Source organism: Rhodococcus sp. NPDC003383 (assembly GCF_053589115.1).
Genome location: NZ_JBSFRG010000032.1, coordinates 40991 through 62968, shown reverse-complemented (window position 1 = coordinate 62968; position 21978 = coordinate 40991). Strand labels below are relative to the sequence as shown.

Annotated in this window: 18 protein-coding genes; 4 read left to right on the top strand and 14 right to left on the bottom strand. The window is 68.2% G+C overall.

What is annotated here, in order from left to right; genetic code table 11:
- Window positions 1-4 precede the first annotated feature (4 nt).
- Both ACWDTS_RS23275 and ACWDTS_RS23270 read right to left on the bottom strand, forming a co-directional pair.
- Window positions 5-1201, bottom strand: a complete 1197-nt coding sequence (locus ACWDTS_RS23275) for an acetyl-CoA C-acetyltransferase (protein ID WP_450110521.1) — start codon at window positions 1199-1201, stop codon at window positions 5-7.
- Between the two features lie 161 nt (window positions 1202-1362).
- A complete protein-coding gene (locus ACWDTS_RS23270) occupies window positions 1363-2574 on the bottom strand; it encodes a CaiB/BaiF CoA transferase family protein (RefSeq protein WP_450110522.1) in 1212 nt (403 codons plus the stop codon).
- Window positions 2575-2790: 216 nt separating this feature from the next.
- On the opposite strand from ACWDTS_RS23270, the gene ACWDTS_RS23265 reads away from it, so the two are divergent.
- Window positions 2791-4215, top strand: coding sequence for an MFS transporter (locus tag ACWDTS_RS23265; RefSeq protein WP_450110523.1), 1425 nt, complete (start codon window positions 2791-2793; stop codon window positions 4213-4215).
- A 62-nt stretch (window positions 4216-4277) separates the two neighbouring features.
- Here ACWDTS_RS23265 and ACWDTS_RS23260 read toward each other — a convergent pair whose 3' ends face one another.
- A complete protein-coding gene (locus ACWDTS_RS23260; RefSeq protein WP_450110524.1) occupies window positions 4278-5279 on the bottom strand; it encodes a LysR substrate-binding domain-containing protein in 1002 nt (333 codons plus the stop codon).
- A gap of 111 nt (window positions 5280-5390) precedes the next feature.
- Between ACWDTS_RS23260 and ACWDTS_RS23255 the strand changes: the two genes are divergently transcribed.
- The gene (locus ACWDTS_RS23255; protein WP_450119111.1) at window positions 5391-6311 is read left to right on the top strand and encodes a CoA transferase subunit A; all 921 of its coding nucleotides are present in this window, start codon (window positions 5391-5393) and stop codon (window positions 6309-6311) included.
- On the top strand, window positions 6308-7084 hold the full coding sequence (locus tag ACWDTS_RS23250; RefSeq protein ID WP_450119110.1) for a CoA-transferase subunit beta: 777 nt from the start codon (window positions 6308-6310) through the stop codon (window positions 7082-7084). Before ACWDTS_RS23255 ends, ACWDTS_RS23250 begins: the two co-directional genes overlap by 4 nt.
- Before the next feature lie 54 nt (window positions 7085-7138).
- On the opposite strand, the gene ACWDTS_RS23245 is transcribed toward ACWDTS_RS23250, so the two are convergent.
- The 8 genes from ACWDTS_RS23245 to ACWDTS_RS23210 form a co-directional block, all read right to left on the bottom strand.
- Complete coding sequence (locus tag ACWDTS_RS23245) at window positions 7139-7576, bottom strand: carboxymuconolactone decarboxylase family protein (protein WP_197252238.1); 438 nt, start codon at window positions 7574-7576, stop codon at window positions 7139-7141.
- Window positions 7577-7661: 85 nt separating this feature from the next.
- A complete protein-coding gene (locus ACWDTS_RS23240) occupies window positions 7662-8684 on the bottom strand; it encodes an acyl-CoA dehydrogenase family protein (RefSeq protein WP_450119109.1) in 1023 nt (340 codons plus the stop codon).
- Window positions 8681-9826, bottom strand: coding sequence for an acyl-CoA dehydrogenase family protein (locus ACWDTS_RS23235; protein WP_197252236.1), 1146 nt, complete (start codon window positions 9824-9826; stop codon window positions 8681-8683). Before ACWDTS_RS23235 ends, ACWDTS_RS23240 begins: the two co-directional genes overlap by 4 nt.
- Window positions 9827-9829: 3 nt before the next feature.
- Window positions 9830-10441: a TetR family transcriptional regulator gene (locus ACWDTS_RS23230; protein WP_450119108.1), complete on the bottom strand. Its 612-nt coding sequence runs from the start codon at window positions 10439-10441 to the stop codon at window positions 9830-9832.
- Window positions 10441-12006, bottom strand: a complete 1566-nt coding sequence (locus tag ACWDTS_RS23225; protein WP_450119107.1) for an acyl-CoA synthetase — start codon at window positions 12004-12006, stop codon at window positions 10441-10443. Before ACWDTS_RS23225 ends, ACWDTS_RS23230 begins: the two co-directional genes overlap by 1 nt.
- A 2-nt stretch (window positions 12007-12008) precedes the next feature.
- Window positions 12009-13166 (bottom strand): acyl-CoA dehydrogenase family protein, encoded by a 1158-nt coding sequence (locus ACWDTS_RS23220; RefSeq protein WP_450119106.1) that lies wholly within the window; start codon window positions 13164-13166, stop codon window positions 12009-12011.
- Window positions 13167-13203: 37 nt separating this feature from the next.
- Complete coding sequence (locus tag ACWDTS_RS23215) at window positions 13204-14013, bottom strand: crotonase/enoyl-CoA hydratase family protein (RefSeq protein ID WP_450110531.1); 810 nt, start codon at window positions 14011-14013, stop codon at window positions 13204-13206.
- A 93-nt stretch (window positions 14014-14106) separates the two neighbouring features.
- The gene (locus ACWDTS_RS23210) at window positions 14107-15441 is read right to left on the bottom strand and encodes an ABC1 kinase family protein (RefSeq protein WP_450119115.1); all 1335 of its coding nucleotides are present in this window, start codon (window positions 15439-15441) and stop codon (window positions 14107-14109) included.
- A gap of 253 nt (window positions 15442-15694) precedes the next feature.
- On the opposite strand from ACWDTS_RS23210, the gene ACWDTS_RS23205 reads away from it, so the two are divergent.
- Window positions 15695-16735 carry a sigma-70 family RNA polymerase sigma factor gene (locus ACWDTS_RS23205; RefSeq protein WP_450119105.1) on the top strand — a complete coding sequence of 347 codons (1041 nt, stop codon included), beginning with the start codon at window positions 15695-15697 and terminating at the stop codon, window positions 16733-16735.
- Window positions 16736-16739: 4 nt separating this feature from the next.
- Here ACWDTS_RS23205 and nrfD read toward each other — a convergent pair whose 3' ends face one another.
- Genes nrfD through fdh form a run of 3 tightly spaced genes read right to left on the bottom strand, consistent with a single transcriptional unit; the run spans window position 16740 to window position 21972 of the window.
- On the bottom strand, window positions 16740-17759 hold the full coding sequence (nrfD, locus tag ACWDTS_RS23200; protein WP_450119104.1) for an NrfD/PsrC family molybdoenzyme membrane anchor subunit: 1020 nt from the start codon (window positions 17757-17759) through the stop codon (window positions 16740-16742).
- A complete protein-coding gene (locus ACWDTS_RS23195; protein ID WP_450119103.1) occupies window positions 17756-18670 on the bottom strand; it encodes a 4Fe-4S dicluster domain-containing protein in 915 nt (304 codons plus the stop codon). The genes nrfD and ACWDTS_RS23195 overlap by 4 nt, the downstream gene beginning before the upstream one ends.
- Window positions 18667-21972 (bottom strand): formate dehydrogenase, encoded by a 3306-nt coding sequence (gene fdh / locus ACWDTS_RS23190; protein ID WP_248673383.1) that lies wholly within the window; start codon window positions 21970-21972, stop codon window positions 18667-18669. The genes ACWDTS_RS23195 and fdh overlap by 4 nt, the downstream gene beginning before the upstream one ends.
- Between the last annotated feature and the right edge of the window lie 6 nt (window positions 21973-21978).

Here is a 21978-nt window from a genome sequence, read left to right as displayed (position 1 = left end):
TGTCCTATGCGGTGGTGATCGAGGCAGCCATGCCCTGGCCGCCGCCGATGCACATGGTCACCAGTGCTCGGCCGCCGCCACGGCGCTTCAGTTCGTGCAGGGCGGTCGCCGTCATGCGCACACCGGTCGCGCCGATCGGGTGGCCCAGCGAGATACCGGATCCGTTGACGTTCAGTCGATCCCGGTCGTCCCAGCCCCATTCCTTCAGCACACCGAGAACCTGGCAGGCGAACGCCTCGTTGAGTTCGACGAGATCGAAGTCGTCGAATCCGAGTCCGGTGCGGTCGAACAGCTTCCGGGTCGCCGCGACCGGGCCGAGACCCATGGTCGCGGGGTCGCAGCCGGCAGCGGTCCAGCCCTCCAGGAATCCGATCGGCTCGAGCCCGTACTCGTCGAGCTTGTCCTCGGCGACGACGAGAAGAGCTGCGGCAGCGTCGTTCTGCTGGCTTGCGTTACCGGCGGTGACGACGCCGTGCGGGGTCACCGTGCGGAGCTTGGCGAGCGATTCGACGGTGCTGTCGGGCCGGATGCCCTCGTCGCGGGAGACGACGGTGGTGTTCCCCTTGCGGTCGACGATCTCGACCGGCACGACCTCGTCATCGAAACGCCCTGTCTCCCAGGATTCGTGGGCGCGGCGGTGACTTTCCGCTGCGAGCGCGTCGGAGTCCTCACGCGTGATACCGCACTGCTTGGCGACGTTCTCCGCGGTCTCGATCATTCCGCTGATCTTGCCGAAACGCCATTCCGGCTGCGACCGCTCGCGACCGCGGTCGAGGCGGTCGTAGAGGTTCAGGCTGCCGGCGCGGGTGCCCCAGCGGGCACCGGTCGTGTAGTGCTCGATGTTGCTCATCGACTCGACGCCACCGGCGACGACGACGTTCGCGGCACCGGTCTGCACCATCATCGCGGCGGTGACCAGCGCCTGCAGGCCGGTGCCGCAGCGGCGGTCGGTCTGGATTCCTGCGACCGAGATCGGCAGGCCCGCGTCGAGGGCGGCCCAACGACCGATGCACGGCGCCTCGGAGCTCGCGTAGGACTGCCCGAACGCGACCTCCTCGATCAGTTCCGGGTCGACGCCGGAGCGGGCGACGGTCTCCTTGACGACGGTGGTCGCGAGGGAGACGGCGGAGACGTCCCGGAGTGCACCACCGAATCGGCCGACGGGCGTGCGGACGGGGGCGACGAGGGCCGCTCGGGTCATGGATTAACTCCTCAACGGGAACAAGATTTGTACGGCCATTTTTCGGTACGCGACCGCCCACGTCAACAGGGCACGCCCCGGAATCTCCCCGAACACGCAATCTGGGCCGGATTCGCGACCGACAAACGGTGCAAATCCGGCCCCGATTGGCCGTACATTCTCTAGCCGACGATGCCTGCGGCCCGCAGTCCCGCGACCTGCTCGTCGGTCAGGCCGAGCTCGGCCAGCACCGCATCGGTCTGCTCGCCGAGCGCGGGCACCGCCCCCATCGGCAGTTCGACGTCCCGGAAGTTCATCGGCGGACGAACCGCCCGGATGGGACCGGCAGGGGTCTCGACCTCGCGCCACCGGTCGCGGGTGGCGAGCTGCGGATGTTCGATGAGCCCGCGCAGATCACGCAACCGTGCGGCGGGCACGCCGGCGGCGGCGAGCTTCTCGTCGAGCACGTCGCTCGCGAACTGCTTCGTCGCCTCCCCGACGATCGCGTCGACCTCCTCGCGGCGACGCACCCGCTCGACGTTCGTCGCATACCGCGGGTCGTCCGCCAGTTCCGGCAGCCCCAGCACATCGGTCAGGGTGCGCCAGCCGCGATCGTTCTGGACGCCGATGAGGATCTCTCCGTCGGCGGTCGGGTACTTGTCGTACGGCGCGATCGACGTGTGCGCCAGCCCCATTCGCGGAACCTGCCGATCTTGATACATCTGCAGGTACATCGGGTAGCCGAGCCATTCGGCGGTCGCGTCGAACATCGAGACGTCGATCGTCGCGCCCACGCCGATGCGGCAACGACGCAGCAGCGCGGCCTGGATCGAGGTCAGCGCGTACATTCCGGCGGCGATGTCCGCGGTGGGGATGCCGGTCTTCACGGCCGTCTCGGGTGTGCCGGTGATCGAGCACAGCCCGGTCTCAGACTGCACCAGCAGGTCGTACGCCTTCCGGTCGCGCATCGGACCGTCGGTGCCGTAACCGGACATGTTCACCACGATCAGTTCGGGATGGTCGGCGCGCAGTTCGTCGGCGCCGAGCCCGAGTCGTTCGGCCGCACCGGGCGCGAGGTTCTGCAGGAACACATCGGCACCGCGGATCAGGGATTTCACGGCGGCGATCCCGTCGTCGGCCTTCAGATCGACGGCGAACGACTCCTTGCCCCGGTTGAGCCACACGAAGTGGGCGGCCTGTCCCAGCACGGCGCTGTCGTAGGCGCGGGCGAAATCGCCGTCGCCGACCCGTTCCACCTTGATCACCCGGGCACCCAGGTCCGCGAGGTGCCGGGTCGCGAGCGGCGCCGCGACCGCCTGTTCGAGGCTCACCACGGTGAAGCCGGCCAAGGGGAGGTCCGACGACCCGCTGTCTTTCGCGCTGAGTTCGCTCATAACTTTCACAGGTACCAGACGCGTCCGCATCGGTGCCGACTGCGCTCCGTGCAGGGAGCGCACAGGTGACAACACCGATTGATACGCGTTCGCTAACAATCACGCCGCCATCAAGTATTGGACAGCCACAGTCCGCGCTGGAATTCTTTGTGATGCGGAGCACAGGATACGGCTCGGCATCCGAGAACCCCATCCCCCCAGAAGAGAGGACGAGGTATGAGTGCGTCCCCCATCGACCGGGAAGCGACGAAGAAGGCCCGAAAAGCCGGAATCGCCTCCTTCGTCGGCACCACCATCGAGTGGTACGACTTCTACATCTACGGCACGGCGGCAGCGCTCGTCTTCGGCAAGATCTTCTTCTCCGACGAACTCCCGGCGGGCGTCGCAACCCTCCTGGCGTTCGTCACCCTGTGGGCCGGATTCCTCGCCCGCCCCATCGGCGGCGTGATCTTCGGGCACCTCGGCGACCGCATCGGCCGCAAGAACACCCTGGTGATCACGCTGATCATGATGGGTGTCTCGACCGTCGGTGTGGGTCTGCTCCCCGCCTACGACCGGATCGGGATGTGGGCGCCGATCCTGCTGGTGTTCCTGCGGGTCCTGCAGGGCATCGCGGTCGGCGGTGAATGGGGCGGTGCCGTCCTGATCGCCAGCGAGAACGCCCCCAAGGGCAAGGGCATCCTGTACTCCGCGTTCGCGCAGCAGGGTTCTCCGGCGGGCAACCTCCTCGCCACCATGGCGTTCTTCCTGCTCTCGTCGATGCCGACGCCCGAATTCCTGCTCTACGGATGGCGCATCCCGTTCCTGTTCTCGGCGCTGCTCGTGATCGTCGGCATGGTGATCCGGCTCAAGCTCGAAGAGTCCGACGCGATGAAGGCCGTGCTCGCCAAGAAGAAGACCGTCAAGCTGCCGATCGCCGAGGTGCTGCGCAAGCACTGGGTGCTCGTCCTGCTCGGCGCCGGCGCCCTGCCGCTCGCCCAGGTCACCTACTTCAAGAACACGTTCGCATTGTCCTGGGCGACAAGCGAACTCGGATACGAGCGCGGCACGTTCCTCGGCATCATCGCCATCGCACTCGTCGTCCAGTTCATCGTGCAGCCGTTCGGTGCCGTGCTCGTGTCGAAGATCGACATGCGCGTCGCGATGTGCCTGATGATCGTTCCCGAACTGTTCCTGATGCCGGCCATGTTCTACGCGATCCGCACCGAAACGTTCGCGATCGCCGCGGTCGGCATGTGCCTGGCGACGATTCCGCACTCGATGTTCTACGGGGCCATCGGCGGCATCCTGGCCCGCGCCTTCCCCGCGAAGATCCGCTACTCGGGCCTGTCCGCGGCCTACCAGCTGTGCTCGCTCATCGTCGGCGGCGGCACCCCGGTCCTGGCGCAGTGGCTGCTCAACAGCTCCGGCAACGTCACCGGCGTCGCGATCGCCGCCGGAACGTACGCCGCGGTGTCGCTGGTGTGCACCCTGCTTCTGCTCAAGCGCACCGGTTACAACCCGAAGGCACTGTCGATCGCGGAGCAGGCCGACGAGGCCGAGCTGGAGCTCGAGGCGCAGGAAGCGGCCGAGGCTGCCGCATCCACGACCCGCACCGAGTCCGCGACCGAATCGACCGGCCGGGTCCGCGTCGGAGCCTGACGGACAACCCGACACACCGAGCGGTGCCGAACCCTTCCCGGGTTCGGCACCGCTCGCTTGCGTCAGGAGGATCGGTCGCCCGGGGTCGGCAGAGCCCCAGCACCCGGGGTCGGCAGAGCCGCAGCACCCGGAGTCGGCAGAGCCGCAGCACCCGGAGTCGGCAGAGCCGCAGCACCCGGGGTCGGCAGAGCCTCCTCGGAGAGCCGGAGGACCTCCGCGAGCGCCGGGCTGGTGTCGTCCTCTCGCCACACCAGCCGCACGTCGATCGGCGGCTGACCCTCCAGAGGTATGAACACCACCTCCGGGTTGACGACGTGCTGAGCCACCGACGAGACCGTCAGCGTGCAGCCGACATCGGCGGAGACCAGCGCGGCGAGGGACAGGGAATCCGGTGCGCTCTGCACGATCCGCGGCGTGAACCCGACATCGTGCGCGAGACGCAGCAGCAGCTCGCGCAGCATCGACCCCGGTTCGGCGGGGAGCATCACCCACGGTTCGTCGGCGAGTTCGTCGAGGCTCAGGCTCGTCCGCCCGGCGAGCCGGTGCTCGCGGGGCAGCCCGATCACCAGGTCCTCGCGGGCGACGACCCGCGACGCGATCCCGGGTGGGAAGAACAGCAGTCGCACGATGCCGATGTCCAGGGTGCCCTCCGCGAGCCGGTTCACGACTTCGCTGGCGTAACTCGATCCGGCGAGCACGAATTCGATGCCCGGATGTGTGCGTCGCACCAGCTTCGCCCACCGGCCCACCAGATGGTGCGACGACGAGCCGGCGAACCCGATCCGCACTCGTCCGGTCCGGCCGCGCCCGGCTGCGGTCACCGCCATCTCCGCCAGGCGCACCGCGTCGAGGATCGCGCGAGCCGGTTCGACGAGGGCACGTCCCGCCTCGGTCAGCCGGACACTGCGCGTGCTCCGCTCGAACAGCGTTGCCCCGAGCCCTTTCTCGAGTTGCCGGATGGTGCGGCTGAGCGGCGGCTGCGCCATGTGCAGGCGCTGCGCAGCACGCCCGAAGTGCAGCTCCTCCGCGACCGCAAGAAAGGCTCTGATCTCATGGATCTCCACCACTCCAGATTATTCCTCTTCTGATATCAGAGCTGGCAACACTTTGTATTGGACTGCATCTATTGCGCATGTCACAGTCATAGGACAGCAGAGAACGAGCAGGAGTTCGCTATGGCCGCAGACAAAGTCATGACGATGCGCGACGCCGTCGCCACGTACGTGCAGGACGGGATGACGGTCGCCCTCGAAGGCTTCTCGCACCTGATCCCGTTCGCGGCCGCCCACGAGATCATCCGGCAGGGCCGCAAGGACCTGACGCTGTGCCGGATGACGCCCGACATCATCTCCGACCAGCTCATCGCCGCCGACTGCGTCTCGAAGCTGGTCGCGTCGTTCTTCGCGAGCGGCTCCGCCGGATCGCTGTACGAAATTCGTCGAAGCATCGAGAAGCACGACCCCGTGAAGCTCGAGGTCGAGGAGTACAGCCACTACGGGATGGTGTGCCGCTACCAGGCCGGCGCGGCCGGACTGCCGTTCTTCCCGCTGCGTTCCTACGCCGGCAGCGACCTGCCCGCTCTCAACCCGCAGATCCGCCTCGTCGACGACCCGTACGGCGAGGGCAGCATCTACGTTGTGCCACCGCTGAATCCGGACGTGACGATCATCCACGCGCAACGCGCCGACCGGTCCGGCAACGTCCAGATCTGGGGCATCGCCGGTGTCCAGCAGGAAGCCGTCTACGCGGCGAAGCACGCGATCGTCGTGGTCGAGGAGATCGTCGACGACGACGTGATCCGCTCCGACCCGAGCCGCACGCTCATCCCGTCCCACGCGGTGGATGCCGTCGTCGTGTGCCCGCGCGGCGCGCACCCGTCCTACGCGCAGGGCTACTACGACCGCGACTGCGCGTTCTACCGCCGGTGGACGGCGATCAGCAAGGACCCGCAGGCACTGCGCACGTGGCTCAAGGAGTGGGTGTTCGAACTCCCCGACCACGACGCCTACCTCGCCAAGCTCGGCGACGACTACTGGAGCGACCTCGAGGTCGCACCGCGCCATTCCGGTACCGTCAACTATGGGAGCCGAAAGTGACTGCTGCCGAAACCTTCTCCACGACAGAGCTGATCGTCTCGGTCGCCGCACGCGCCCTGGCCGGTAAGACCCGGGTCTTCGCGGGTGTGGGACTTCCGACACTCGCGGTGGACCTCGCGGCCCGCACGTCGAACCCCGACGTGGAGTTGATCTACGAATCCGGTGTGTGCGGTGCACATCCCGAAGCGATGGCCGAGGGGATCGCCGACTCGGTGGTGGTGTCCGGTGCCGAGTCCGTCGTCTCGATGGCGTCGCTGTTCGGATACGTGCTGCAGGGCGGCAACGTCGACGTCGGGTTCCTCGGCGCCGGCCAGATCGACCGGTACGGCAGCCTGAACACCAGCATGATCGGCGACTGGGACAAGCCAACCGTGCGATTGCCGGGGGCGGGCGGCGCCGCCGAGATCATGCCGAATGCGGGTGAGGTCTTCGTGGTGATGCGCCGGCACGACCCGAGCTCCTTCCCCGCCGAGCTCGACTTCTGCACGTCCCCGTCCCCGGTGCGCGCCCGCGAGGCCGGTGTCGGGATGATGCCGCGCGGCAGGGGCGTCACCAAGGTGTTCACGAGCCTGGGTGTGCTCTCCCGCAGCGGTCCGTTCGACGAACTCGAACTCACCAGCGTGCACGAAGGCGTCACCGTCGACGAGGTGCGCGCCGCGACCGGCTGGGATCTGAAGGTCTCGGACACCCTGACCGTGACCGAACCTCCCACCGCCCACGAGATCCATCTGCTGCGCGACGAGATCGACAAGGTGCGTCTCTACCTGCGCTGACCCTGCCCCTCGTGCGCGTTTTCGGTAGTTGCTGCTACCGAAAACGCGCACGGGTCAGGGGGCCACGGGGTAATGGCTTCGGACCGCGATGCGGTTCCACGCGTTCATGACGATCGCGAGCCACGTGATCGCGGAGACCTGCTCGTCGTTGAGCGAGCCGTCGTCCCATTCGTGACGACCGGGCTCCATGGGGTGCGTGACCTCCTCCGCGAGCGCGAGCGCGGCCCGCTCCTGTTCGGTGAAGTACTGCGACTCCCACCAGGCCGCGAGGACCGCAAGACGGTCCGTGGTCTCGCCCTTGTCGAGCGCATCGCGGGTGTGCATGCGCAGGCAGAACGCACATCCGTTGAGCTGCGACACCCGGATCTTCACCAGTTCGGCCAGCTTCGGATCGAGCCCGGCCCGCGCGACGGCCTCCTCGACCTCCTTGTTCAGCGCCAGCACGCTCTTGTACGGGGCCGGATGCTGCTTACCGAGATTCACGTGCGCCATCGTCGAGGTCCTTCCGGCGAGCGAAACCGGCCCGGATGCGACCGGCCGTTTCATTCTGCCAGTCGCACCCGGGCCGCCGGGGCAGCTACGCGGAACCTCCGGTGAGCAACGCCCACACGTCGCCGGACGCGACCGCGGTGTCGAGCAGTTCCGCGTCCCACGACGCGAGTGATCCGAATTCACTGCGCCACGACAGGATCCGGTTCGCGTGCCGGTGTAGTTCGTGTTCCATCGTGAATCCGATCGCACCGAGCGCCTGGTGTGCGTTCCGCGCGATCTTCCCCGCCGCATGCCCGGCACAGGACACCGCCGCGGCGATGTCGAATCGTGTTGCCGCGTCGTCGAATCCGCGTTCGACGGCGGAATCGACCGCGGCGTCGGCGGCAGCCCGTGCGAGTGCCGCCTCGGCGGCCAGATCCGACACCAGCGCCTGGACGGCCTGGAACTTGCCCAGGGCGCGTCCGAACTGCACGCGGGCGGTGGTGTGTTCGACGACCAGTTCGAGGATGCGGTCCATCGCGCCGGCCGACATCAGCGCGCGTGCCAGCGCGCCGCGGTACCGGAACTGCCCGGCGACGGTCTCGGATACCGGCGTGCCGGACAGTTCGGACAGATCGACACGCACGTGGTCGCGGGGTTCGGCCGCGAGGTTGACCGCTGCGGTCAACTCGATGCGATCGCGCGGCACGTCGGCCACCGACCATCCGTCGGTGCCCTGCCACAGCACGACGACGGCATCCGCGTAGCGCGCCCACGGCACGTACCGGGCCTGCCCGTCGGCGTCGAGCACCGCGGCGGTGCGCACCCCCTCCTCGACGGGAAGGCCGGCCTGTTCGAGCAGCCATCCGGCGAGCAGATCGTGTTCGGCGACGGGGACGGCTGCGGCGGCGCGCCCGGCCGCGGAGAGCAGCAGCGCGGCCTCGGTCCAGCCGGCGGCGCTGCCACCGCTGGCCTCGTCACCGGTGAGCCGGGTCAGGCCGAGCTCGGCGAGCGTGGTCCACAGCGGACGGTCGAGCTCGACGACCTCCCCGATCCGGTGGTCGTCGCCGGCGGTGAGGACCTCACCGAGCATCTTTTCGAAGTCCTGCAATTCGGTCGACTGCGTCATCTCAACCCCAATCCTCGTGCGATGACCCCGCGCAGGATCTCGCTCGTACCACCGCGCAGCGTGAAACCGGGTCGCTGCATCACACCCGCACGGACCAGCTGCGCGAGCTGGTCGTCGCCGGGGCCGTAGCCGACGAGTTCGTCGGCGAGGTCGGCGATGTCGCCTTCGAGCCCGGTGCCGAGCACCTTCACGACCGACGCCGACAGGGCCGCGTCCTCACCGCGCTGCAGCGATTCGGAGACGGCACGCGACATGCGGCGCAGCCCCGCGATCCGGCCGATCGACGCGCCGATCCGCGGATCGCGGTCGACGCTGCCGGCGCCCGCGCCGCGCACGAGCTCCTCGAGGAGACCGAACGTGGACAGGAATCGTTCCGGCCCGCTGCGCTCGAAGCCCAGTTCGCTGGTGACCTGCTCCCAGCCGGAGCCGATGGTGCCGAGCACCAGGTCGTCGGGAACGAACACGTCGTCGAGCAGCACCTCGTTGAAGTGGTGCTCACCGGACATCGACAGGATGGGGCGGATCGTCACACCGGGCGAGTCCAGCAGCACGATGAACTGGCTGAGCCCGTCGTGTCGGTGCGCCGGGTCCAGCGGCGCGGACCGGGCCAGGGCGAAGAACGCGTCGGCGTGATGCGCACCGGAGGTCCACAGCTTGGTGCCGCTGATGCGCCAGCCGCCGTCCACCTGCGTCGCCCGGGTCTTCACGCTCGCGAGGTCGGAACCGGAGTCGGGTTCGGACATGCCGATGGCCCAGCAGATTTCACCGGCCGCGATGCCGGGGAGGAACCGCCGCTTCTGCTCCTCGGTGCCGTACTTCAGCAGCGACGGCGCGGCCTGCCGGTCCGCAACCCACTGGGCCGCGACCGGGGCACCGACCGCCAGCAGTTCCTCGGTGACGACGAACCGCTCCATGAACGTGCGCCCGTGCCCGCCGTACTCGGTGGGGATCGTCATGCCGATCCAGCCCTTCGCGGCGAGCGACCGCGTGAAATCGGGATTCCACCGCGTCAGCCAGGTGTCGATGCCGGGGGTGAAGACCCCCTTCTCGATCTGCTCGTGCAGGAACTCCCGCACCTCGGCCCGCAGTTGCGCGAGCGTGGGATCGGGGGCGCCGGCCGGCGGCACCAGTTTCGTACTCATGTCCTAACCTTTCTTCCCGGCCGACGATTCCGGTATTTCCCCGGGGCACAGGAGGTTCAATGCCATCTCCGCGTACCGTTCGCCGAGTTCGGCGGGAGTGTCGGGTCCGTTCGGGTCGTACCAGTTCGCGATCGCGGCCGTCATCGCGAGAATCGACTTGCGGCAGTCGTCCGGGTACTTCGTCGTGAAGACCCCCGCCCCGACACCGTCGTCGATGATCGTGCGGATCCGCTGCCGCCCCACCCGTCGCCGCTCGTCGTAGAGCCGCGCACCCTCGGGTTCGAGGTTGCGGATCTCGGTGGCGATCATGCGCCCGTGTTCGGGGAACCGCGTGCGGAATTCGACGTTCGCGCGGACGAATGCGCGCAACTGCTCGACCGGATCGTCACCGGCGGCTTCCAGCGCCTTCTCCCACAGCGAGTCGTAGGTGTCGACGCCGTCCATGAGGATGGCGAGCAGCAGATCCTGCTTGTTCTTGTAGTGGTAGTACAGGGCGGACAGGCTCACGCCCGCCTCCTGCGCGATGGTGCGGATGGACGAGGAGCCGTATCCGTTGCGGACGAACTCCTTTCGCCCCACCTCGACGAACATCCGCTGCCGCGGTGACAGTGCCATCAGTGCGCCTCGGCATCCGCGTACGTGTCGATCAGCTCCCGCAACGCGCCCTTGACCATCTTGCCGGTGGGGGTGCGCGGCAGGTCGCCGACGAACCGCACCCGGCGAGGGCACTTGAACGACGACAGCCGGTCGCGGCAGTAGTCGATGATGTCGCGTTCGGTGTCGTCGCCGGTGGCCACACCGGGGACGAGGTGGACGAATGCCTCCACCCGTTCCCCGAAGTCGCGGTCCGGCACCCCGACCACCGCGACGTCGGCGACGGCCGGGTGCAGTGCGAGCAGGTTCTCGATCTCTTGAGGGTAGATGTTCACGCCACCCGAGATGATCGTGAAGTTGTCGCGTCCGGTCAGGAAGAGGAAGCCGTCGGCGTCGAGGTAACCGAGGTCGCCGGTCGTCATCCAGTCCTCGTGGACCGGATGCCGTGTGCGCGCCGTCTTCTCGGGATCCTTGTGGTACTCGAGCCGATAGTCCTGTCGCTCGAAGTACAGGACACCGATCTCCCCCGACGGAAGTTCGTTCCCCGCCTCGTCGCAGATGTGCGCGATGCCGAGTGTCCCCGGCCCGCCCGTCCGGCCGACGCTGCCCGGCTTGCGGAGCCACTCCTGCGGGGTGATCACCGTGCTGCCGATGGCCTCGGTGGACGAGAAGTACTCGTACACGATCTCACCCCACCAGCGGATGAGCGCCTGCTTGACGTCGACCGGGCACGGCGCCGCCGAGTGCAGCGCGTACTTCATCGACGACAGGTCGTATCGGTCCCGCACCTCCTGCGGAAGCCGCAGCATCCGAACGAAATGCGTGGGCACCCACTGGCTGTGGGTGACGCGGTACCGCTCGATGTACTCGAGGCAGCGCTCGGCGTCGAACCGGTCCGTGAGCACGACCGTTCCGCCGAGCGCCTGGGTCGACGCGCCGTAGCGCAGCGGCGCGGCGTGGTAGATCGGCGCCGGCGACAGGTAGACGGTGTTCTCGTCGAATCCGAAGCCCCGCACCGTGTTGAGCAGCGGGGGGCCCGGCTCGTCACCGACCTGTGCGCCGCTGAGGGGCGGCCGGATGCCCTTCGGGCGTCCGGTGGTTCCGGACGAGTACAGCATGTCGCTGCCGCGGGGCTGGTCGGCGGGCGGGACCGTCGGCAGGTCCGCCACCTCGTCCTCGTACACCAGGTGGCCGGGCACCGGACCTCCGAATGCCAGGCGGTGCGCCACCTTCGGCGTGAGCGGCACGATGTCGCGGGCGAGCTGCGCCAGCGGCGCGGACACGACGAGCACCTTCGCGTCGCAGTCGTCGACGATGTACGCCGCCTCGGCGGGTGCGAGGTGCGTGTTGACCAGGGTGATATACACACCCGAACGCACTGCGCCCCAGTACAGTTCGAACACCGTGGCGTCGTTGACGGTGAGGACGGCGATGTGGTCGCCGACCCCGACGCCGTGCCGGCGCAGCCAGTGCGCGAACCGTACCGACGCGTCCTCGAGCTCGCGATAGGTGATCACGCGTCCGGTCGCGGCCTCGTGTACCGCCGGACGGTCCGGGGTGGTGGCGGCGTAGCGACCCGGATACATTCCTACAGCCCCAGATCCTTGGAGATGATCGTCTTCATGACCTCGCTGGTGCCGCCGTAGATGCGGGTGACGCGGGTGTCCGCGTACAGGCGGGCGATGGGGTACTCGGTGATGTAGCCGTATCCGCCGTGCAGCTGCAGGCACTTGTCGATGACCCGCCCGGCGATCTCGGTGCACACGAGCTTCGCGCGCGCCGCGTCGGCGACCGTCAACTCCTTGCGGTCGAGCAGTTCGAGGCAGTGGTCGACGTAGACGCGGGCCATCTGGGTCTCGGCCGAGCACTCGGCGAGAACGAACTTGGTGTTCTGGAACGCGGCGACGGGCTTGCCGAACACCTTGCGGTCCGAGGTGTAGGCGATCGCGTGCGCGATCGCGGCCTCGGCGAATCCGACCTGGTTCAGGGCGATGCTCAGGCGTTCCTGCGGCAGGTTGTGGGTCAGGTACGAGAAGCCCTTGCCCTCCTCGCCGAGGAGGTTCTCGACGGGAACCTTGACGTCGCTGTAGGACAGCTCGGCGGTGTCCTGCTGGTGCAGCCCGATCTTGTTGAGCTTGCGTCCGACCGAAAAGCCTTCGTTCGCAGTCGGAACCGCGATGATGGAGAGGCCGCCACGCCGGTTCTCGGGGTCGAACGGCGAGGTGCGGCACACGGTGAGGATCAGGTCGGCGGTGGCGCCGCCGGTGATGAACGTCTTGGCGCCGTTGATGATGTAGTGGCTGCCGTCCTCGGACAGCTTCGCGGTGGTCGCGATGTTCGCCAGGTCGGAGCCGGTGCCGGGTTCGGTCATCGCGATGGCGGTCATGATCGAGCCGTCCGCGAAGCCGGGCAGCCAGCGCTTCTTCTGCTCCTCGGTGGCGTATTCGAGCAGGTACGGCAGGATCAGGCAGGCGTGAACTGTGTAGCCGCCGAAGGAGACTCCCGCGCGCGCGACCTCCTCGAACACGATGGTGTTGTAGACGAAGCTGGATTCGCCGCCGCCACCGAATTCTTCGGGGACCTGGATGCCGAGGATGCCGAGTTCGCCCAGGCGCTTGAAGAATTCGCGGGGCGGGTGGCCGATCTCGTCCCATTCCTCGCGGTGCGGTGCGACTTCACGTTCGATGAAGTCGCGCACCATCTTCCGGAACTGCTCGTGCTCTTCGGTGAGGATTGTGCGCTTCATGTCGTGGTCCTTTTCGAAAGTGTGGGCGGTGCCGGGGTCACTCGCCGGTGAAGTTCCCGGTGCGGCGTTCGAGGAAGGCGGACAACGCTTCCCGGTGATCGGCGGTGTGGTGGGACAGTGCCTGCAGCGAGGCGGAGAGCTCGAGCAGCGTGTCGAGGTCGACGCGCTGGCCTTCACGCAGAAGCTTCTTGGTCATACGCAGGGCGTTCGGCGGGTTGACGGCGACACGCTCGGCGAGTTCGTGGGCGGCGTCGAGCAGGTTCTCCGGCTCGACGACACGCGAAACCATGCCCCAGTCGAGGGCGGTGGCCGCGTCGACGCGGTCCCCGGTGAACGCCATCTCGGCCGCCCGGGCCGCACCGATCGCGCGCGGCAGCAGCCAGGCGCCGCCGTCACCGGGGATGATGCCGAGCTTGACGAAACTCTCGGCGAAGAACGCGGTGTTCGACGCAATCCGCATGTCGCACATCATCGCCAGGTCGCAACCGGCTCCGACCGCGGGGCCGTTGACAGCCGCGATGATCGGGACCTCGCAGTGGTAGATGGCCTTCGGCAGGCGCTGGATGCCGCGGCGGTAGCCCTCGCGCAGCGCGTGCGGCGCGCCGGCGAACATACCGGTGCGGTCGACCATGTCCTTGACGTTGCCGCCGGCGGAGAACGCGCTGCCGGCGCCGGTCAGGATCACGACGCGGGTCTCGATGTCGGCGTTCGCCTCGTCGACGAGTTCGACGAGGCGTTCGACGACGTCGTCGCCGGAGATGGGATTGCGCAGGTCCGGGAGGTTGATCGTCCAGGTGACGACGTTGCCTTTGCGGGTGCTGAGTACGACGTCGTTCGCGGTGCTCATGGCGAGGAGATCCCTTCCCGAAAAGTTTGAGTCGAACGATCGTTAAAATTAGGGGAGCAGGCGCGGCCTGTAAAGAGCCGCGAACGTTGTTGATCAGTCGGGCAGGCTAATGCCCGATTCGGCCGCGCCTATCGCCACGTCCTCCGGGAAGATGTTGCGGAACAGGTACAGGTCCTGGCCGAGCACCCAGCCCGGCGCCAGCGCCCGCGCATAACGCTCGAAGTACCCGAGCTGCTTGCCGAACAGCACCATTTCCTCCGGGCTCGCGACACCCCACCGTTTGCCGAGCCGGATCAGCGCCATGATCAGGTCGCTCAGCCGCAGTTCGCCCAGTTCCCGCCCCAGCAGCGGTGCGAGCGCCTCGGCGACCTCCATCCCCAGCGTCTCGTCGTCGAGATCCGTCCCGGTTCCGTAACCGAGTTCGCGGATCCCGCGCGCCACGCCGGCGAAATCGCCGTCGACGGCGGTGGCATGGAACAGATCCCGGAGGATCACCCGCCAGGGCTCGGGCAGCTCACCGACGATCCCGAAATCGAGGAGCGCGAGCCGGCCGTCGTCGAGCAGCCACAGGTTTCCGGCGTGGACGTCGCCGTGGAACGGGCCGTGCAGCACGACCGATTCGATCCACACCTTGACCCCGCGCCGGATCAGCAGCCGCGTGTCGACGCCACTGTCCGGATCGGCGGCGACGCGGTCCATCGGAATCCCGTACAGGCGTTCCATGCAGATCACCCGCGGACCGCAGTAGTCCCAGTACACCTCGGGGGTGGTGACACCCTTGTTGTCACCGAACGCACCGATCCGGTCCCGGAACCGCGATTGCCGGTCCGCTTCGACGGCACTGTTCAGTTCGGTCATGGTCGCGGAGTAGAGGTCCCGGATGATCGCCGGTGCATTCGCGATCCGGAAGAACTCGAAGACCTGCAACAGCCGCGCACCCGCATACGCGGCGCGCAGATCGACGAGCATGCGGTGACGGATGCCCGGCCGCTGGATCTTCACCACCGCGTGGCGCCCGTCCCGCAACACACACGCGTGCACCTGCGCGACCGAGGCCGCAGCGAGCGGGGTGTCGTCGAACTCGGCGAACAACTCGTCGATGCGGTGTCCGAGATCCTCCTCGAGCACCGCGCGAGCTTTCGCGGCCGGGACGGGCGGAACGTCGTCGAGACAACGCAGGCACGCGTCGGCGAGGGGCTTGGGGAACAGGCCCGACGACGACGCGACGAGCTGACCGAGCTTCACGAACGTCGGCCCGAGTGTCTCGAACGCGTCGACGACACCCTCGGCGGCCGCGTCGACGATCCCGCGACCGTCCGGCCGCATCGGCCAGGCCAGCACCTTCGTCAGCACGGCGACGACGATGACGACGACGACGACGACCGCGCGGCCGAGTTCGGCCGGGCCGAACCTGTCGAGCGGCGGCATGGCCACCTGCAGTGCCTCGGGCGGCGGTCCGCCGGCGTACGGGCCGACGGGATGCTGCTGCCCGTCACCGACGTGCGCTGCAACGTGCACGAAATCCCCCTCGTGTCCGGCGCCGGCGTCTTCGTAGTCCTGCGCAAGGTGCGACGGTACCCGGCGTGCACAGATACTTCGAGAGGCTGTTTCTGTCGGTGCCGCCGACTACCCTCGGTCGGGTAGCCGAGAACATTCGTGTCGACCGAGGCGGGCAGGGGCCATGACCGAACAGGCGCTCGACGTAGTACAGGACATTCCGGAGTCGGTGGACGGTGCCGACGAGACCGACTTCATGAGCCGCGCGGATCCGTATCGCCGGGAGCTGCTGGCGCACTGCTATCGGATGAGCGGGTCGATCCACGACGCCGAGGACCTCGTGCAGGAGACCTATCTGCGCGCGTGGCGCGGGTACGAGAACTTCGGGGAGCGGGCGTCACTGCGGACGTGGCTGCACCGGATCGCGACCAACGTCTGCCTCACGGCGCTGGAGGGCCGCTCACGCCGTCCGCTGCCCACCGGCCTGGGCGCACCCAGCTCGGATCCCACGGAGGATCTGGTCCAGCGCCCCGAGGTGCCGTGGCTCGAACCGATACCGGGCACCTTCACCGACGACGGCCACTCCGACGATCCGTCCGATCCGGCCGTGATCGTCACGTCGCGGGATTCGATCCGGCTGGCGTTCATCGCCGCGCTGCAGCACCTGTCGGCGCGGCAACGCGCGGTGTTGCTGCTGCGGGAGGTGCTGCAGTGGCGGGCGTCCGAGGTCGCCGCAGCGCTCGGCACGACGACCGCTGCGGTCAACAGCCTGCTGCAGCGTGCTCGCGCACAACTCAACGAAGCCGAGGTCACGCGGGACGAACTCGCCGAACCGGACAGCGCCGAGACCCGCGAACTGGTCCAGCGATGGGTGGACGGTTTCGAGAACTACGACATCGACTCGATCGTCAAGATGCTCACCGAGCAGGCGGTCTGGGAGATGCCGCCGTTCGAGGGCTGGTATCAGGGTGCGGAGAACATCGGCACGCTGATCCGGGTCAACTGCCCGGCGAAGGGTCCCGGCGACCAGATCCTGATCCCGACGGTCGCGAACGGGCAACCGGCGCTCGGGTTGTACATGCGCGGCGAGGACGGACAGCACCGTCCGTTCCAGTTACAGGTCCTCGACATCGTCGACGGCCGGGTCGTGCACGTGACCGTGTTCTTCGACGTCGATCTGTTCGAGAAGTTCGGGCTGCCGCCGACGCCGCAGGCACGCGACTGATACCTCAGCCCCGGTAGCGCACCGGTTCCCCGCGATCGACCCGCTCCCGTTGGGGCACGACGGTGTACTTCGGATCCTTCGCCGAGGCGATGCCGGCCTCGTAGACGCCGAGGCGAGTGCACAGCGAGCCAGCCATGAGCGCGGCACCGGAGACCATCGAGAGCACCCGACTGCGGTGTCCGGCAAGGGCACCCACGGCCCCTGCCGCAGTAAGGGCCTTGGCGGCCCCCATCAGCCGTCCTGCCCTCCCCCGGTGAAGCGTCTCGGCCGCAAGTCCCATCGACCGCTCCATCCGGTGCTCCGTCGCCAGTTCGACGAGCGCGCCGCCGACGGCGAAGGCGCGTGCAGGCCCGGCTTGGGCGACCGGTGCACCCAGAAGACCGAGACCGCCGGACGCTGCGGCAGCCGATCCGCAGAAGACGAACGGCAGCTCTTTGTAAGCGGAATGCCATGCAGGAGTAGCAGTGTCGGAAAGAAGTACCGCAGTGTAGGCGGCCACGGGCGGCGCGGTCACGGCCCCCACGATCCCGGCGGGCCGGCCGAGGGCGAGCAGAAGCCGGACCGGCCCCCGCTTCCACCGGGTGGGCAGCACTGCGGCCAGTTCCGCCGCGGCAGCGATACCGGCGAACGGACCGTGCAGAGACAGGATCCAGGTGCCCACCGACATCGGCGAGGTCGGCTTGGCCACCCGCAGCATGTTGAGGAAACGAGCCGGTTTGCCCAGGTCGCGAACGAGGGCGACGATGCTGACGAGCAGGGAGGCGAGCGAACCGAACCGGGCGACCCGGCGCAGCGCAGGGCGGCCGGTGAGATCCGCGCCCGCGGCCAGCAGCGAACTCCCGGCCGCCACGCCTCCGGAGAACAGGTAGACGGCGATGTCGTGTTCCCAGGGCGCCGGCTTCACGACCTGCCGCCCGTAGTAGGACTCGAAGGCGGCTTCCGGCACCATCACCCGGTCGCCGCCGCCTCCGGCTCCCGATCGGCGTGGGTTGCCTGGGCTGCCGCCGTGCTGCGTCTGCGTCACCCGCGCCTCCTCAGGAACGACACGGCCGCGCCAGTCAGCATCGCGACCGCCGCGACGGCGGCCCGGGTCCACATCTCCGGCAGGTCCTTGGTGGTCACCACCGGGTCCGGAGGCAGACCGTAGACCTCGGGCTCGTCGAGGAGCAGGAAGAAGGCACCGGTTCCGCCGACCCCGTCCTCGGGGTCGTTGCCGTAGAGCCGGGCGTCCGTGACGCCTCGCTCGCGCAACGACGCCAGCCGTTCCTCGGCCCGCGCGCGCAACTCCTCGACGTCGCCGAACTGGATCGACTGTGTGGGGCATGCCTGCGCGCACGAGGGGGTCTGCCCGTCGGTGAGCCGGTCGTAGCAGAGTGTGCACTTCTGGGCGATACCGACTTTCGGGTTCCCCTCCGGTCCCTTGCGGCGGTCGATGACGCCGTACGGGCAGGCGGCGACGCAGTAGCCGCAGCCGTTGCAGATGTCGTCCTGCACGACCACGGTGCCGAATTCGCTGCGGAACAGGGAACCGGTCGGGCAGACGTCGAGGCAGGCGGCGTGGGTGCAGTGCTTGCACACGTCCGAGGACATCAGCCACCGGAAGTCGGGTTTCTCCTCGTCCGGTCGGTCACCGGGCGCGGCTCCGACGGTGGGCATGCCCAGAGAAACCGGTTCCCGCTTCTGCGCCGGTCGCTCGATGAACGCGACGTGACGCCACTGGTTGGCGTTGAGCGAATGGCTGTTGTCGTAGGACGTGCCCAGCATCGCGAACACGTTCTCGGGGACGTCGTTCCACTCCTTGCAGGCGACCTCACACGCCTTGCAGCCGATACACACGCTGGTGTCGGTGAAGAAACCCTTCCGCGCCGGCGAATCCTCGTAACCGGCGTCGGGTGCGGGGTCGAGCGGTCCGAAGAAACTGTTGCGGCCGATCACTCGTCGTCCTCCTCGGGGGTGGATGCGCCGTCCGTGCCGGTGACGGTGACGATGGGCGGGTAGGTGCCGGTTACCCCGGCCCGGCGCGCGTACCCCTCGACGTACTTGCGCAGCGCCGCGCCGGTCGGCCGACGTCCGGCGCGGACGTCGCAGGTACCGACCTTGGTCTCCTGGATGAGCACGTTGGGGTCCAACGTGATCCCGAACAGGTCGTTCGCCGAATCGCCCTTCACCTTGCCGCCTGCGCCCCAGTGATACGGCAGCCAGATCTGGTGGACGGTCCTGCCCTCGACCTTCAGCGGACGCAACCGGTCGGTCACCAGCACCCGGCCCTCGACCACCGAGCGGGCGGTGACCACGTGGCACCAGCCCATGTGCTCGAGTCCGCGCTCGGCCGCCAGAACGGGCGAGACCTCCACGAACATCTCCGGTTGCAGTTCGGCGAGGTGCTCGAGATAGCGGCTCATCGCGCCCGCCGTGTGGTGCTCGGTGAGCCGGCTGGTCGTGAACACGAACGGGAAGACGTCGACGTGTTCCTCCGGCGGCGCGGGATTCATCCGGTTGTCGTCGCGGCGGTATTCCACGCGCGTCGGATTGGCCTGCTGCCCGTAGAGCAGGTTCCGGAACGGCGATTCGACCGGTTCGTAGTGGGTCGGCATCGGGCCGTCGACGAGTCCCTGCGGCGCGTACAGGGCACCCTTGCCGTCGCCCTGCATGATGAACGGATCGTTGCCCTCGATCGCCTCGACGCCCTGGGCACCGACCGGCGACCGGTAACTCGGTGGCTTGGTCTTCTCGAAGTCCGGCACGTCCTCGCCGGTCCACCGGCCGGTGTCGGCGTCCCACCACACGTAGGCCTTGCGTTCGCTCCACGGCCTGCCCTCGGGGTCGGCGGAAGCCCGGTTGTAGAGGATGCGACGGTTCAACGGCCACGCCCAACCCCACTCCGGCGCAACGAAAGACTGATCGTGGCGTGATTTTCGGCGGTTTGCCTGGTTGACGCCGTCGGCGAACACACCGGTGTAGATCCAGCAGCCACCAAGTGTGGAGCCGTCCGCCTTCATCTCGGTAAACGACGACAGCGGCCGGCGCGTCGCCACGCCGTAACCGTTGATCTCCATCAGCACCGCCTCGGCGCTGGGCTCGTCGTGCGTGCCGTGCACGGGGTAATCCCATGCCAGGTCGAGCAGTGGGCGGTCGCGCTCGTCGGTCGACCCGGCCAGCCGCTCCCGCATCATGCGCCCGAGATGGTAGAAGAACCACATCTCCGAGCGGCAGTCCTCCGGCGGCTCGACCGCCTTCTCACGCCACTGCAGCATCCGCTGGGTCTGCGTGAAGGTGCCTTCCTTCTCCGTGTAGGCGGCGGCGGGGAACAGGAACACCTCGGTACCGCACTCCTCGGGCACGATCTCACCGGTCTCGACCTCCGGTGAGTCCTTCCAGAAGCTCGCGCTCTCGATCTCGAACAGGTCGCGCACCACGAGCCAGTCGAGGTTCGCCATCCCGAGCCGCTGCGCCCGGCCGTGGGCGGACCCCACGGCGGGGTTCTGGCCGAGGAGGAAGTAGCCCTTGACCTTTCCGTCGATCATGTCGAGCACCGTGCGGTAGGTGCCGTGGTCTCCGGTGATCCTGGGCAGGTAGTCGAAGCAGAAGTCGTTGTCCGCGGTGGCAGCGTCGCCCCAGTAGGCCGCGAGCAGGCTGACGGCATACGCATCGGCCTTCGACCAGAAGCCCTTGCTGCCCGGGTTGCGGACGCTGTCGATCCAGTCCGACAGCGACCGGTGCCGGTCGGCGTCGGGCATCGGCAGGTAGCCGGGGAGGAGATTGAACAAGGTCGGGATGTCGGTGGAGCCCTGGATGCTGGCGTGCCCGCGGAGGGCCATGATGCCCCCACCGGGGCGGCCCATGTTGCCCAGCAGCAGCTGCAGGATCGCGCCGGTGCGGATGTACTGCACGCCCACGCTGTGCTGGGTCCAGCCCACGCTGTAGACGAGGGCGGTCGTCCGCTCCCGCCCGGAGTTCTCCGTCCACGCCCGGCAGACGTCGAGGAAATCCTCCTGCGAGACGCCGCACACCTGCTCGACCACCTCGGGGGTGTAGCGGGCGAAGTGCCGTTTGAGCACCTGATAGACGCAGCGCGGGTGCTGCAGGGTCTCGTCGCGCCTGGGATGCCCGGCGATCGGGATGCCGTGCGCCTCGTGCTGCAGACCCGCGGCGGTATCCCGATGCTTCGCGTGCTCCGCGGAGTCCGCGGCCTGGGACCGGTGCAGATCGCCCGGCTCGTCCTCCACGTCGTACTGCCAGCTGGTCGGGTCGTACGTCCGGGACTTGGGGTCGAAGCCCGAGAAGAGCCCGTCGAGGTCGTCGGTGTCAACGAACTTGTCGCTGACGAGCACAGGGGCGTTGGTGTAGTTGACGACGTACTCGCGGAAGTCCAGCTCGTTGCTCAGCACGTAGTTGACGATGCCGCCGAGGAAAGCGATGTCGCTGCCGACCCGGATGGGCACGTGTTTGTCCGCGACAGCGCTGGTGCGGGTGAATCGGGGATCCACGTGGATGACGCGTGCGCCACGCTTCTGGGCCTCCACGACCCACTGGAAGCCCACCGGGTGGGCCTCGGCCATGTTGGAGCCCTGGATGACGATGCAGTCAGCGTTGGCCAGGTCGGCTGTGTAACCGGTGGCGCCGCCGCGCCCGAAGCTGGTCCCCAGACCGGGGACGGTGGCGGAGTGTCATATGCGGGCCTGGTTCTCGATCTGGACCGCCCCCATCGCCGTGAACAGCTTCTTGATGAGGTAGTTCTCCTCGTTGTCCAGCGTCGCGCCGCCGAGACTGGCGATGCCCATCGTGCGCCGGACACGGCGGCCCTTCTCGTCGAGTTCCTGCCAGGTATCGCGCCGGGTCCGCAGCACGCGGTCGACGACCATCTCCATGGCGGTATCGAGGTCGAGGTCCTCCCATTCGGTGCCGTAGGGGCGCCGATACCGGACCCGGGTCTCGCGCAGATCGCTGGTGACGAGATTCTTGCTCGCCGAGCCCTTGGGGCAGAGCCGACCGCGGTTGACCGGGCTGTCTGGGTCCCCCTCGATTTGGACGATCCGCTCGTCCTTGACGAAGATCCGCTGTCCACATCCGACGGCACAGTAGGGACACACACTGCGCGCGACACGATCGGCGGTCGAGGTACGCGGTTCGACTGCGTCGGTACGCCGGGAGCGGACTGCCTTCCCGCGCCCGAGCGGATCCTTGCCGACGAGTTGGCGCAGCACGGGCCAGGGCAGGGAGGATCTCTTCTCCGCCATCGGGCC

Bases quoted from the DNA above. Each gene is read 5' to 3' on its own strand.
- ACWDTS_RS23275 (WP_450110521.1), bottom strand. From the start codon at position 1,201: ATGACCCGAGCGGCCCTCGTCGCCCCCGTCCGCACGCCCGTCGGCCGA.
- ACWDTS_RS23270 (WP_450110522.1), bottom strand. From the start codon at position 2,574: ATGAGCGAACTCAGCGCGAAAGACAGCGGGTCGTCGGACCTCCCCTTG.
- ACWDTS_RS23265 (WP_450110523.1), top strand. From the start codon at position 2,791: ATGAGTGCGTCCCCCATCGACCGGGAAGCGACGAAGAAGGCCCGAAAA.
- ACWDTS_RS23255 (WP_450119111.1), top strand. From the start codon at position 5,391: ATGGCCGCAGACAAAGTCATGACGATGCGCGACGCCGTCGCCACGTAC.
- ACWDTS_RS23245 (WP_197252238.1), bottom strand. From the start codon at position 7,576: ATGGCGCACGTGAATCTCGGTAAGCAGCATCCGGCCCCGTACAAGAGC.
- ACWDTS_RS23240 (WP_450119109.1), bottom strand. From the start codon at position 8,684: ATGACGCAGTCGACCGAATTGCAGGACTTCGAAAAGATGCTCGGTGAG.
- ACWDTS_RS23235 (WP_197252236.1), bottom strand. From the start codon at position 9,826: ATGAGTACGAAACTGGTGCCGCCGGCCGGCGCCCCCGATCCCACGCTC.
- ACWDTS_RS23230 (WP_450119108.1), bottom strand. From the start codon at position 10,441: ATGGCACTGTCACCGCGGCAGCGGATGTTCGTCGAGGTGGGGCGAAAG.
- ACWDTS_RS23225 (WP_450119107.1), bottom strand. From the start codon at position 12,006: ATGTATCCGGGTCGCTACGCCGCCACCACCCCGGACCGTCCGGCGGTA.
- ACWDTS_RS23220 (WP_450119106.1), bottom strand. From the start codon at position 13,166: ATGAAGCGCACAATCCTCACCGAAGAGCACGAGCAGTTCCGGAAGATG.
- ACWDTS_RS23215 (WP_450110531.1), bottom strand. From the start codon at position 14,013: ATGAGCACCGCGAACGACGTCGTACTCAGCACCCGCAAAGGCAACGTC.
- ACWDTS_RS23210 (WP_450119115.1), bottom strand. From the start codon at position 15,441: ATGCCGCCGCTCGACAGGTTCGGCCCGGCCGAACTCGGCCGCGCGGTC.
- ACWDTS_RS23205 (WP_450119105.1), top strand. From the start codon at position 15,695: ATGACCGAACAGGCGCTCGACGTAGTACAGGACATTCCGGAGTCGGTG.